The organism is Thermoprotei archaeon, from assembly GCA_038881895.1.
In the GTDB taxonomy this organism is placed as follows: domain Archaea; phylum Thermoproteota; class Thermoprotei; order Gearchaeales; family WAQG01; genus JAVZOV01.
Map to the genome: position 1 here is coordinate 202,324 of JAVZOV010000002.1, position 13,348 is coordinate 215,671.

At 33.4% G+C, this 13,348-nt stretch carries 11 protein-coding genes; 5 read left to right on the forward strand and 6 right to left on the reverse strand.

The window, feature by feature from the left end:
- Positions 1-43: 43 nt before the first annotated feature.
- Together QW128_04085 and QW128_04090 are read right to left on the reverse strand one after the other, a co-directional pair.
- The gene (locus tag QW128_04085; GenBank protein ID MEM3832764.1) at positions 44-976 is read right to left on the reverse strand and encodes a 2-oxoacid:ferredoxin oxidoreductase subunit beta; all 933 of its coding nucleotides are present in this window, start codon (positions 974-976) and stop codon (positions 44-46) included.
- Positions 966-2,942 carry a 2-oxoacid:ferredoxin oxidoreductase subunit alpha gene (locus QW128_04090; protein ID MEM3832765.1) on the reverse strand — a complete coding sequence of 659 codons (1,977 nt, stop codon included), beginning with the start codon at positions 2,940-2,942 and terminating at the stop codon, positions 966-968. Before QW128_04090 ends, QW128_04085 begins: the two co-directional genes overlap by 11 nt.
- A gap of 496 nt (positions 2,943-3,438) precedes the next feature.
- Between QW128_04090 and QW128_04095 the strand changes: the two genes are divergently transcribed.
- Positions 3,439-4,806 (forward strand): hypothetical protein, encoded by a 1,368-nt coding sequence (locus QW128_04095; GenBank protein MEM3832766.1) that lies wholly within the window; start codon positions 3,439-3,441, stop codon positions 4,804-4,806.
- Entirely contained in the window at positions 4,796-5,206 is a 411-nt protein-coding gene (locus tag QW128_04100) for a hypothetical protein (GenBank protein ID MEM3832767.1), read from the forward strand. Before QW128_04095 ends, QW128_04100 begins: the two co-directional genes overlap by 11 nt.
- Positions 5,207-5,333: 127 nt before the next feature.
- Here the strand turns inward: QW128_04100 and QW128_04105 are convergent, their stop codons facing one another.
- Positions 5,334-6,497 (reverse strand): radical SAM protein, encoded by a 1,164-nt coding sequence (locus QW128_04105; GenBank protein MEM3832768.1) that lies wholly within the window; start codon positions 6,495-6,497, stop codon positions 5,334-5,336.
- 107 nt (positions 6,498-6,604) lie between these two features.
- On the opposite strand from QW128_04105, the gene QW128_04110 reads away from it, so the two are divergent.
- Both QW128_04110 and rbcL read left to right on the forward strand, forming a co-directional pair.
- Positions 6,605-7,783: a TIGR04053 family radical SAM/SPASM domain-containing protein gene (locus QW128_04110; GenBank protein MEM3832769.1), complete on the forward strand. Its 1,179-nt coding sequence runs from the start codon at positions 6,605-6,607 to the stop codon at positions 7,781-7,783.
- Positions 7,784-7,953: 170 nt separating this feature from the next.
- On the forward strand, positions 7,954-9,303 hold the full coding sequence (rbcL, locus tag QW128_04115; protein ID MEM3832770.1) for a type III ribulose-bisphosphate carboxylase: 1,350 nt from the start codon (positions 7,954-7,956) through the stop codon (positions 9,301-9,303).
- Positions 9,304-9,418: 115 nt separating this feature from the next.
- Here rbcL and QW128_04120 read toward each other — a convergent pair whose 3' ends face one another.
- The 3 genes from QW128_04120 to QW128_04130 all read right to left on the reverse strand — a co-directional run bounded on the left by QW128_04120 (position 9,419) and on the right by QW128_04130 (position 12,551).
- Positions 9,419-10,639 carry an MFS transporter gene (locus tag QW128_04120; GenBank protein MEM3832771.1) on the reverse strand — a complete coding sequence of 407 codons (1,221 nt, stop codon included), beginning with the start codon at positions 10,637-10,639 and terminating at the stop codon, positions 9,419-9,421.
- A 186-nt stretch (positions 10,640-10,825) separates the two neighbouring features.
- On the reverse strand, positions 10,826-11,266 hold the full coding sequence (locus QW128_04125; protein MEM3832772.1) for a DNA-binding protein: 441 nt from the start codon (positions 11,264-11,266) through the stop codon (positions 10,826-10,828).
- A gap of 64 nt (positions 11,267-11,330) precedes the next feature.
- Positions 11,331-12,551: a helix-turn-helix domain-containing protein gene (locus QW128_04130; protein MEM3832773.1), complete on the reverse strand. Its 1,221-nt coding sequence runs from the start codon at positions 12,549-12,551 to the stop codon at positions 11,331-11,333.
- A 294-nt stretch (positions 12,552-12,845) separates the two neighbouring features.
- Here QW128_04130 and QW128_04135 point away from each other — a divergent pair, with 294 nt between their 5' ends.
- The gene (locus QW128_04135) at positions 12,846-13,274 is read left to right on the forward strand and encodes a cupredoxin domain-containing protein (GenBank protein ID MEM3832774.1); all 429 of its coding nucleotides are present in this window, start codon (positions 12,846-12,848) and stop codon (positions 13,272-13,274) included.
- The last annotated feature ends 74 nt before the right edge of the window (positions 13,275-13,348 follow it).

Here is a 13,348-nt window from a genome sequence, read left to right on the forward strand (position 1 = left end):
AAAGATTAGAGAATATAAAATTTAGTAAATAGGTAAAAATTAGTTAGATCAATTTTTCTTCTATAAGTTTTCTTATATTAGTGGCTGGGGTATTATCATTATTTGCAATCATTTGTAGTGCCGGTGGAAGTTGTCTGTAAAATTTGACTCTCTCAGCTATTCTGTCTTCAAATGTTGGTATGAACTCATTTTTATAAAATATTCCTATTGGTATTTCTTCGCCCCATTCCATTGCTTTTGCAAATGCATTCATTAATTTTTTAGCAGTCTCTGTTTCAGTTGGTTCTCTTACTACTGGATCCCAGCTTTTATCATCCTCGAGTTTATATATTCTTGGTTGATACCATTCTTTAGTGTTGATGTCATTGTAAGTTGGGCATGGTTGTAATACATCTATTAAAGCAGTACCTTTATGCTGTATTCCAGCTTTAATCAATTCTTTAAGATGTTTAGTATCATACGCATAACCCCTGGCTACGAATGTAAATCCTACTGAAAGTGCTAATAATAATGGATTTATATTGTCATATATATTTGGAGTAGCTAAGGCTTTCGTTTTTATTCCTCTTCTTAGTGTTGGTGATGCTTGACCTTTAGTTAAACCGTATACACCATTATCGTGAATGATAATTGCTATGTCAACATTTCTTCTACCTGTCGCTACTAAATGTCCTACTCCAATACCAAGCATATCACCATCACCTCCTTCGACAATAACTTCTAGGTTTGGGTTTGCAAGTTTTAAACCTGTAGCATATGGTATAGCTCTTCCATGTAATGTATGTATTCCGTTAACATTTACATAGTGTGGTATTTTACCTGAGCATCCTATTCCTGAAAAGATTACAGTCTTATATGGATCCAAATTTAATTCAGCTAAAGCCATCTGCAATGATGAAAGTATTCCAAAGTCTCCGCATCCTGGGCACCAATCTACCCATAACGGAGTTTTATATTGAGTGAGTTTAAGCGCCATGTGTTAACACCACCCTTCCTTCTCCTGAAAGCAGGATACGTTTTACTGCTTCATAAACTTCCGTCTCTGACATTGGTCTTCCTGTATATTTTACTATATGGTGTTTGATTCTGATTCCAGTTTTTTCTCCTATTATTCCAGCAGCTATGGCATTATAGTTATTTTCTATGTCAATAATTAACTTAGATCTCGATAAAATTTCTGATACTTCAACAGATGGAAATGGGCTGAAAATTTTAATTTGCAGAAAGTTAACAGATATGTTATCCAATTGTTGTAATGCTTCCATGGCATCTAATATGGCACCTTTAGTTGTTCCCCAGCCTACTAATGTTACATCAGCTTCCTCAGATCCATAGAATCTTAGCTTATCATCTCTCGGTATTTCTTTTGCAGCGGTCTCAAGTTTTTTCATTCTCTTTTCATACATTAACTTTCTGTTGACTGGATCTTCACTTATATGCCCATACTCATTATGTTCATCACCTGTATTCCAATATACAGCCTTACTTATACCTAAGAGTGCTCTTGGAGAAATTCCATTCTCAGTAAATCTAAAACGTTTATAAGATTGATCCGCTACTCCATCATCTAATGAGAAACCTGGTATTATTGATGCTTTTTCTACTTCCTCCTCAAGATAAATTAATCCTCTATCAATTTTTATGTTCGAAATATCAGGAACAGGTATTGTAGCATACGAGTTTGCCAATGCTTTTTCTACTATATGTATCACTGGAAGTTGATATCGTTCTGCATAGTTGAATGCTTTAATAGCATCATAAAATGCCTCATAATGATCACCAGACGAGATTACGATTCTCGGGAACTCTCCATGTCCAGCATTGAGCGCGAAATGCAAGTCTGATTGTGAATCTCTAGTAGGAAGCCCAGTACTAGGACCTCCTCTTTGATAATGCGTTATAACTACTGGTACTTCGTTCATTCCAGCCCAACTTAAACCCTCTGCCATTAAAGAAAACCCTGGCCCACTCGTAGCAGTTGCTGCTCTAACACCAGTAAGAGCAGCACCAGTAGCCATAGTTATTGCTGATATTTCATCTTCAGTTTGCACAACTACTATACCTGCGTTTTTTAACATATCCTTTTCATCCTCTAAAACGTTATGTGCTTCTATGTAAAAACTTTCGTCTGCGGCCGGTGTAATCGGATAATATGTTTGAAATCTTAAACCACCAGCAATTTTTCCCATTGCTATTATTTCATTTCCGTTAACAAGCAATCTTGGGCCAACATTTAATGGTTGTTGATCTAATTTATTCCTAAAGTTAAAGAAATGTTCCTTAGCATAATTATAAGCTATTTGAGCCGCAACGATATTAGGTTTAATTACATCAATTTTTCTTCCGAACACACTTTCTAAACCTTTTTGTACATTTTCTATAGCTAAATTCATAACTGCTGCTGAAGCAGCTACAGCCATGGTATTTATATAGCGCATTAAAGCAGAAGATACTGCAGGTCCAAGCGTTTTATTTACCTCTTGAAGTAGTAATCCATAGGGTAGTTGATAAAGTTGTACGCTTTTCGCTGATAGATAATTTATCACTCCTTCTATGGTCTTTGGTAACCCATTATTTTCTAAGAATAATTCTATACGCTCTTTTAGCTCATCCTCCATGCTGACTACATCGTTAACTTTTGTGTGTATTATACTGGGATCAAAAATCACCGCACCATCTTTAACAACTTCTGTGAAATGTGTAAACATTGTTTCTGCATCGAGGCACACTAATAAATCTACCGGATCTCTTATAGAAAATGTTGGCTTGTCTCTAATCCTCAAATGAAAATAACTGTGTCTACCCTTTATATTTGAAAAGTACTCCCTTTTTCCATAAGCATAATAGCCTGCCTGTGCTATTGCTCTGAGTAAAACCGCTGATGCTGACTCAACACCTCCTCCTTGTGGACCACCCATAATTAAGCTTATATCTGTTCTCATATCTTAATACGCTCCACGTTTATAACAATATTAATAAGTATAAATTTATCGTAAGCTAAATAAAAATTAATATGCAATAAACATGGTAGAAATGATTAAAAGTATTAAATACAACATAAGAGAGTATTTATTATAAAATTAAACTAATATAACTAATCAAATATATTAATAAGCGATTTTAATATTACTATATTTCTACAAAGAATAATTTAAATATTAATGATATTTTATACTAAGACAACTTTTCTTTAGTATCATAAATGTTTCATCAATATTTTTATCTTACACATCTAATTAACGTAGGATACCTGTTTCTTTACAATAATCATAGGTAGTATGATGAATAAGTTAGATAATACTGTGTTCAAATTCTAATTGTTTTGTTCAGATCAATTTTAAGTGAACATTATTATTATTGTGTTTGAACATTTGAACAATTTGAGTAAACATGTGAACATTTAAATATATGTGATAACATTACTATTAGTGTGCTCTAATGCGGCCCCTTCCAGAAACAGTGAAAAATAAGATATTTGAATTATGGATGAATGGTCAAGATTATCGAAGTATTAGCGGTCAAGTTAATGTTAGTCTGGGTAGTATAACTAACGTTATAAATGAAATACGACAAGCATTACCGGATATTAATGAACTGAGAATTTTAAACTCAACATTAAAACGGAATAGTATAACAATTAATGATGCTGTGGAAGGGGCGAAGTTTGTGTTAATATTAAAAAATCTTGATGTTGATGTTTCATCATTAGGAGAAGTAATAGGACATATAGCAAAATATGGAAATGAGGCGCCAAAAATACTTTTAAAGGCTAGCGAGCTATTTAGGCTTGAAGCAGAACATGGTATAGAGTATGATAGGATAGTAGAGGAGTACCAAAGGATTAGCAAAAATTTCGTAAAATTACAAAACGATATAAATACATTACGTCAGGAGCACTCTAACTTACAAAATGAAATTATTAATCTTCATGAATTGAAAGAGCTTCAAAAGAAACTATATGAATTAAAAATTCCTATCAAAAGGTTGGATCAAATAATTAGTCAGAGTCAGAGATTAGAAGAACTCGGTTTTACACCAGAAACTGCAGAGATCCTTAGTTCTGAGTTGATTAAGCATGGCATTAATATGGAGACAGCTATTAAAACATTGATTAGAATGCTATCTGAATATAAGTCGTTGACTGAAAGTATAGAGATCAAAAGAAAAGAGCTTGAGGATGTACAAAGCGAGTTAGAAAAGAACAAAAAATTATTGGAGGAAATAAAGTGGTCAAAAGATTTTAATGAAAAAGTATTAAACGATCTTGAACGATTAATTAAGGAAAAAAGTAATATAATATCTGAATTGGATGAAGAAATAAAACTAAAACGTATTCATATTGAAGAGGAGATAAAGAAACAGCAACGGGAGCTTGAAGAGAAACATACGAGAATGATCGCAGAATTAGAAAAGCGTTTGGAATCATTGCAAGCAAGCATAACAAGTAGGCAAAATGAGATAAACAAGTTAGAGAGAAAAAGATCAGAATTAGGTGATGAAATAAAAATGCTTCAAGACACTGTGGAACTAAAAATTAAAGATCTTGAAATTAGGGTAAAAGAGATAGAAAGGAAAATAACTTTGACGGAACCGCTGGCAAAACTTGTCAGGTTGATAGACAACCCTATGGAAGCTAATAACAAATCAAATCTAGAAAGCTTAATACCTATTATGATAAATATAAGAGAAGCGTGGGAGAAGCATCAGGAAAGGGACCCAAGCAAGATTGCGTCGATTAATGAATTTATAAAATCACTGGACAAACTTCTAGAGGCAATAGTAGGAGAGAGCACAATTGGACAATAGGATAGAATCACTCATAACCAAAGTAAGTGAGTTGTCATTAAGACTACAAGATATAAGCAAAAGTTTTGATAATATTAATCTTAATGAAAGGATGTTATTTTCGCGACGGAAAGCGTTCATAATAATCGTTGATAGAATTAAGGAGAGGGTTCTGAAAGAAATAGATGAAGTCCATATAAAAGGTGGAAGACCTTGGGTTGAAATATGGAAAATAACTACATATATATTCATACATGGGACCGATTACCCACTCAGTGAAAGCATAATAATAACCCCAGAAGAATTCTTAACTAAGATTGATCAATTAAAGAATTCGATACTTAATGGTGAACAGGATAAAAATCTATATTATACACCTGAACAATTAATCTATGAGTATTTTTCTTCTCAAAAATCGTAATAGTCATTTCTTGAAAATTCTTTATGGTTTTATTTTTTCATAATTCGCGCATAGTAAATATTTTTAGGCACATCATTGATATCTCTTTACTCTGAAATTGTAAATACTTAACTCTTAGTAAGAGTGGTTATTTTTTATACCATTGTGCCCATATATTTTTAGTGTTTAGGAAACATTGCGGGTCATCACCGTTAATGTCCCCTGTTAAATAATACGCACGTATTCTGTCTCCACCATTACAGATGTTTCTAAATGGGCAGGAAGAACATTTTGAACCTGTTAAATCTGGTTCTATGAATGGTTTGAGTAGATAAGAACTTTCTTTTAATATATCTTTGAGTGTTTTATGTTTAACATTTCCTAATGTTATAAAATCTACGAATTGGCATGGATGAACAGAACCATCTGGAAATATTGATATGATTTTTCGTCCACAACCTCCTTGGGCTCGTACAACTTCTAATAATTCCTTAAAATCTTTTTGGTCTTTAGCTATCTTATGAGCAACATAGATTCCATCAAAAGGTGCCATGGTAGTTTCAATCTCAAGTTTGCCTGCATATTTTCTAGAAATATTTATTAAATAATCCATGAAATCAAAGTATTGCGAAGGAGTAATATACCAGTCTTTCAATGACTTTGCTCTTCCTGCAGATGAAAGATGATAAAATGTAACCCGAGGCACTCCTAATCGCAAAGCAAGATCAATGTAAGATTTCACATCATTAATATTAAATCTAGTTACCGTTAATCTTAATCCTACTGAAAGACCAGCATGTATAGCATTTTTTATGCCATTGATTGTTGATTGATATCCCCCTTTTACGCCTCTAAATTGATCGTGCCATTCTTCTATTGGACTATCTAAGCTTATACCTATATAAATAAATCCTAGATCGCGCAATCTAGAGGCAATTTCAGGTGTTATCAAGGTACCATTAGTACTCAATACTAACCGTAAACCGAGCGACGAAGCATATTCAGATATATCAAAAAAGTCTTTCCTAATGAGAGGTTCCCCTCCGCTCATTATTATTAATGGCACACCCAGTTCTTTCATCTGATCAACAGTATTTAGTGCCTCTTCTCGTGTAAGATCATCAACTAACGGTCCTGTAATTGCATTAATATAACAATGCAAGCATTTCAAGTTACATCGTCTTGTAATGTTCCATGAGATAACTGGTTTATAAATGTCGCTAAAAGTGCTTGGTCTTCCTTTTCCATAATTTCCTTTTATTTTAAATGATGTAGTTCCTCGTTCAGTAACCATTACAGTTATAGGGATCAATTTAACTCTCTATTTTAATAGACATTTTCATAATTAAACATTTTAGAACTCTCAGTAATAACTCTAGGTTGCATTAATTTTTTATTGATTAACATTGTTCATTTTTGGTGTTGAATTTGCTGAACGACAGCAAGAGAACAATAACCATGCACGAAAACAGTAAGAGCTACCAAGTTCCAGTAAAGAGAATTAATTATGATGAACGACCCATACTTGTTTTTTGGGAGTCTACAAAGGCTTGTTTACTTGCATGTAAACATTGCAGAGCCGAAGCTATTAAGAGCGCTTTACCTGGTGAATTAACAACTGAGGAAGGATATAAGTTTATAGAAAGCCTGACCCAATTTGGAAAACCATATCCAGTCTTAATAATAACTGGTGGTGATCCTTTAATGAGAATTGATATATATGATTTAATGGAATATGCAAGCTCACTTAACATACCTGTAAGTCTTGCACCAAGTGTTACACCAAAATTAACTCGCGAATCAATTAGAAAGATTAAAGAAATGGGTGTGAAGACAATTTCTATAAGTCTTGATGGAGCCACACCAAAAACACATGAGTCAATTAGAGGAATTCAAGGTCATTTTAATATAACAATAGATACAATTCGCACGATAGTATCAGAAGGTGTAACAGTCCAGATTAACACTGCAGTAATGAAAGAGAATGTGCTAGAATTGCCCTATATAGCTTCTATAGTAAAGAACTTAGGTGCCTCTATATGGGAAGTATTCTTTTTAATAAAAGTCGGAAGAGGAATCAATGTCGAAGAAATAACACCTATAGAATATGAAGATGTCATGCATTTCCTTTACGATGCATCCATGTATGGTTTTACAATCAGAACAGTTGAAGCACCATTTTTCAGAAGAGTTGTTACATGGCGTAAAAATAACATTCCTCAAACAAAATATGCTCCAAGCAAACTATACTATCAACTTTCCAACAAATTAAAAGAATTATTAGGAACACCTACATCAGAAGTGAAAGTCCACACCGTTGGAACACGTGATGGGAAAGGAATAATATTTGTTGCATATAACGGTGATGTTTACCCAAGCGGATTTCTTCCATTGCCATTAGGCAACATACGTACAAAAAGTATCGTGGATATTTATAGAAATAATCAAATACTCAAAGACATCAGAGCAGCTAATTTTAAAGGACGCTGTGGTGTTTGTGAATTCAAAGATATATGCGGGGGTTCTAGAGCTCGCGCATACGCAACATATAAAGACCCATTAGACGAGGATCCTGCATGCATATACGTTCCTGAATAACACAAAAGGTTCGGACTGACGAAGAATATTATTTTAGTTATCTTTATTATGAAACAATTTTAAAATTAGTTTAACGCGCTAAGATGAATTCAAGAGCTAGTAGCGCAGTTTTTGCTTCTGAAAAGTGAGGTAAGATAGATTTAGATTTAAGTTATTTTTATAGATACTTGGTGTTAGCCTTGGATAGAACTAGTGAGGAAGAGGAAGATTTTGAGTGGTATCTTGATTTTGTGAAGAAAGAATACAAACCTAGGAATGATGAAATTATTGCAGTATTCAGAATCACACCATCGGAAGGAATAAGTATAGAGGATGCTGTTGGTCGTGTTGCGTCGGAATCTAGTGTTGGAACGTGGACTACACTTTATTCACTACCTTCTAGGATTCGTGAGTTGATGGCTAAAGGTTATGAGATTATTAGTTTAGATGATGGAAGTTATTTAGTTAAGGTTGCTTATCCTTTAGATTTATTCGAAGAACGTAATGTTCCTCAACTTATTAGCTCTATTGCTGGAAATATTTTTGGTATGAAAGCTATAAAGGGATTAAGGTTAGAAGATATTTATCTTCCAGAAGCTTATATAAAATATTTTGATGGGCCTATAAAAGGTGTTAATGGTGTTAGAGATTCTCTAAAAATATATGATAGGCCATTACTTGCTACAGTCCCTAAGCCTAAGGTAGGAATGGATACTAGTGAGTACGCTAGTACTGCGTATGAAATACTTTCTGGAGGTATAGATTTGTTAAAGGATGATGAGAATTTGTCGAATCAGAAGTTTATTAGATTTTCCGATAGATTAAATGCTGTGATGAAAGTTATTGATAGTGTTGAAAAAGAAAGTGGTGAAAGAAAAGGATATCTGATTAATGTTACTGCCGAAATGAATGAGATGAGCAAAAGAATTAAGCTTGTTGCAGATTATGGTAATGAATTCATCATGATAGATTTTGTGATTATAGGATGGGCAGCTGTTCAGGCTGTTAAAGAATTAGCAGAGGAGTACAATCTTGCGATACATGCGCACAGAGCTTTTCATGCTGCGTTCACACGTAATCCATTTCATGGTTTATCTATGTTTGTTTTAGCTAAACTTGCTAGGCTAATCGGTGTAGATCATATACATGTTGGTACACCAGGTGTAGGGAAACTTGAGGCGAAAACTACTGATGTAATGAATGTTTGCAACTTGCTCAGAGAACATACGTACAAACCATTGAATAACGACATATTTCATTTAGAACAACCATGGTACGGGTTAAGATCAGTATTTCCAACTTCATCAGGCGGGCTTCATCCAGGTACGCTTCCTATAGTTTTAGAAAATCTTGGTAAAGATATAATAATACAAGTTGGGGGTGGAGTTATGGGTCATCCTGATGGCCCGCGATCAGGAGGAAGGGCTGTGAGAGAAGCAATAGAAGCCGCAATTAAAGGAATACCTATTGAGGAATATGCAAAAGATCATAAAGAACTTCAGCGAGCATTAAATAAGTGGGGCTTTGTTAAACCTATCTAACTATATTGTGAGCAACTGCTTGCAGCAAAAGAAGGCACAGAGTCCTAGAGATAGATATAAGGTTCTATTAGAAGAAGATGTCTAGAATGGTTAAATTGTAAAAGGGAATTTTCTTTCAAGATGAGGAGGCCAGATATTTTAATGCTACTGTTAGCAATGACATTATAACAAAGATAATCATAGCTATTCTAAAGATTGCAGATGGTCCTCCTAAATCGAATGCGAATCCTGCTATTAGGTTTCCTGATGCTACACCAATACTAAGCATTGTGCTATATAACCCCATGGCTGAACCTCTACGATCGATATGTGCTTTATCACCTGTATATGCTAAAATTGATGGGACTATAGCTGTCATCATAAATATAGAGATACCTGCTATTATCGCGAACGATATGTCTCTTCTGATAATTTCTATAATATTAATCAAAAGATTTTCGCTAATTCTTTTCTGTTTTTCAATTAAATATATTAACGATCCTAAAACACCTATTATACCAATTGTACCTATTAATATTGTTTTCTCTCTACCAATTCTATCAGAAAGCATTCCAAAAAATACAGAACCAATTCCGAGCATTATTGCACCGATAAAGAGTAGTATGCCTGTTTCACTAGGTCTTATCCCAAATGTTGCCAATGCTTTTGGTGAGAAAAACACTATTCCAAGTAAAAACGTTACTGCAAACCATAACGGTAACATTGATTTGGCATTTTTATCTAATGCAGTGAAAGGGTTTGCGTGAAAATGTTCACTAAATTTGTGATGTGGCTCCTTTAGAAATAATGATAGCATGGTTGTTGCAAAAAAGAGTGTTCCAGCTACAAGAAAAACATAATGTAATTTATGATAAAAAATACTAATTAACCATGACGATAATAAGATTCCTAACGCGTAACCTATAATGTTAAAGAAATCGAATGCTCCCATACCTGTTCCTCTATTTTCTATTACAGTTAAGTCAGTTAGCATGGTTAATGTTGAAACAGTAACAGCAGAAGCAGAAATTCCCATCAATGCATGCATGAATGAAATAATGTAAATGTTTGTAGTAATGCTTATTAATGACATGAAAATGCCTGATGATAATAAACCAATTAAGAATACGTTTTTTCTTCCCTTCCTATCTGAATAACTACCGATAAATGTTGCCGATATAGCCTCAAAAATAGGATATAATGCTAAAGATGTTCCAACAACCTTTCCAGATGCATAATGAATATAAGCGGGAAAAGTAATAATTAACAATCCGTAACCTATTCTAGTTATTAAGACTGCAATATAAAGCATAATAACGTTTTCAGTTTCAGTTATTTGTACATTTCCTTTTAACATCTTTTTAACACAACAATTTCATAATAGTCTTCCTAATATTGTTTTGTTTTATATTATATTTCTGTTTATTCCATTCATTTAAAAACTATATATAAGAAAATTTCAGAAGAACCTAACATCGATTTGATAATCACAAATACTTTAAACTTTGTATACTAGTTTTTTAATGGATAAATTTTGATTGTTTTATGATTCCTTTTTGGAAAGTAATTTCAAACCTGTAGCATTATCATGTATTCTTATAAGTTCCTCACCGCTGATTTCAATAAGGAAAAGCTCTCCTGCAAATACTTTGCTTCCTGGTAAAACATGACCTCCTACTATGATACTGTTTCTATCGCCGGCATTCACATGACAATGAATAAACACATCATTTTCATCAATACTTATATTGCCTATAATACTTGTCATTTCTAATTCCTCTGTAAAAATGTTTTCTTCATACTTTTTCTTCTTTTGATCATAAAATGCAATACGAAGTTCTTCAAATGCTCCTATTCCAAAGAAAAATCCTGCTTTAATGTTCAGTTTACGTGCAATTTCTTTAATTTGCTCAATTATGTCCTCACCTTTGTTTAATTTTATAATATGACTCTTTATATTACTAGATGAAAGGATTACAGACATAGTGCATCAGATAAAAATAGGTTTACATTAAAATATCTTTATCTGATTTTTCATTAGATCTAATTTAAATTACTCCCCTTATTTTCATTAATTTTTCATCCTGATTCCAGACCCATTCTTCAGACTTCTGATCAAATTTGTCGTAAGGTAACCCTTTATGTTTTATTGTTTCTGTATTTAATACTAAGAGTCTGTATGTTAACAGCGACCCTGTTTCTCTTAACTTATCAAGTGCTTGTGCTAATGAGAAAAGTTCAACGACCGGAAAGTAAAATTGCGCAATCATGGTATTTGCATTAAGAACTTTAACTATGCTTTTGGTGAATGGAGATGCCATTTTTAGTGTATTAACTAATTTTGCTAGAGCTGTTGTATCTTTAGGTTGTGCAATAAGTATTGTATGAACAGTAGCTATCTTACCCCTTAACATGCTTGGGTACAATTCAAGATGAACTTTAAGGTTGGTTATCACCTTTTTCTTTTCTATATGATGTATATAATGATAATAAATCCCTTGAAAGCTCAGTCCTTTCATTTCTCTGTGAATATCTCCTAAACTTACAAATGCATCAACCTCAAACTTTTTTAACATTGCTGTATCAACATCATCAAGCCATATTCTAATAAACCCACCTCCTCGTAAAATATCATCCAGTTCTCCAGAAACGCTATCAAATTTACTAAATAGATCGCTCCAATTTAATTCCCACGACTTAGTGAGTTTGTTATAGTTCTCAAAAGATATTGGAACAACAAGCTCTGGTGTTGTAGGAAATGCTTCATACTTGCTTAAAAGACCTTGCCTTATGGCCTCATCAAATATTTCAGTAAGAAAATTCTCATGACCTATAGGAACCATTACCTGTGCGTATATTTGAGGTCCGTCACTCCAACCCTTGCTCACGTATGTGCAATAATCCTCAAGCGCACTAAGTACTTTTTGTGATCCACCGATCTTATTCTCCGTTAATATTACAGAAAACGGTCTTAATCCAAGTGGATATGGATTTATGTATGCAGAAATTTTTATGAACTTGCTCTCTGTTAGCTTGTTAATTACATTATGAGCTGAGGCTATGGGAATAGACGTGTGCTTTGCAATCTCAGATATGTTCGTAGTATTCGCCTTCGAAATATGCTCAACAATTTTCATTGCTCTATCATCCAATAAGCCTATTATTCTTGCAGTCTCTAACACCCACTCAAATACCCAATCTTGGCCAAAAACTTCTGTAGTTGTCTTATTTTTCTCTGCGCTCATTCCAAACATCACTCCTTTTAACATTATTAAAATATAGAATCTTATACAAAAAGTTATTGTTCGAAAATTTTACAATACAATAATTTTCAGTATTAAGAATAACAAACATTCATTATAAAACTTAATATACATATTAATAATTTTTATACTATTGCACAAAAAATATTATCAGATGGTAGAACACAAAGAATGTTTTTCTTGACTTATTTAGTGCACTAAAGCTAATAAGATCGTGAACAGCAAACTTTTTTAACATTAAGTTTTCAAATAAACCAAATAAACTTATATTAATGTGCTCGTTTATTCTCTTGATTAATCATGAAGACAATATACTTAATTGCTGGTTTAATAGTGATAGTTGCAGCAGGTGCCTTGGCGTACATATTTATCAGTGGTGGTCTTTTCAGTAGTGGAGGCGGCGGAACGAGCAGTGCATGTACACCAAACGTTAGCTATGTCTTGGTGGCTTACAATAATCAATACTTCTTCCAAAATGATACTAATTATAAACATCCAAATCCAACACTTTATGCAAAGGTTGGAGATTGTGTACAAATAAAGATCATAGATAACGAGAACGTTATTCACAACTATGTCATAAATCAGCTCAATGTGCAATCTAGTGATATAACTGCGCAGGGGCAAACAGCAACAGTAACCTTTAAAGTTAACCAACCAGGTACGTACAAATGGATATGCTCCTATCACACTGATACTATGAATGGACAATTTGTAGTAAGTCCATGAATTAATCAGTTCTCTTATTTTTTTATCTATAATATTTTCATAAAATCATGCCTACTATTGACCTTCATGTGTCA

Bases quoted from the DNA above. Each gene is read 5' to 3' on its own strand.
- QW128_04085 (MEM3832764.1), bottom strand. From the start codon at position 976: ATGGCGCTTAAACTCACTCAATATAAAACTCCGTTATGGGTAGATTGG.
- QW128_04090 (MEM3832765.1), bottom strand. From the start codon at position 2,942: ATGAGAACAGATATAAGCTTAATTATGGGTGGTCCACAAGGAGGAGGT.
- QW128_04095 (MEM3832766.1), top strand. From the start codon at position 3,439: ATGCGGCCCCTTCCAGAAACAGTGAAAAATAAGATATTTGAATTATGG.
- QW128_04120 (MEM3832771.1), bottom strand. From the start codon at position 10,639: ATGTTAAAAGGAAATGTACAAATAACTGAAACTGAAAACGTTATTATG.
- QW128_04125 (MEM3832772.1), bottom strand. From the start codon at position 11,266: ATGTCTGTAATCCTTTCATCTAGTAATATAAAGAGTCATATTATAAAA.
- QW128_04130 (MEM3832773.1), bottom strand. From the start codon at position 12,551: ATGTTAAAAGGAGTGATGTTTGGAATGAGCGCAGAGAAAAATAAGACA.
- QW128_04135 (MEM3832774.1), top strand. From the start codon at position 12,846: ATGAAGACAATATACTTAATTGCTGGTTTAATAGTGATAGTTGCAGCA.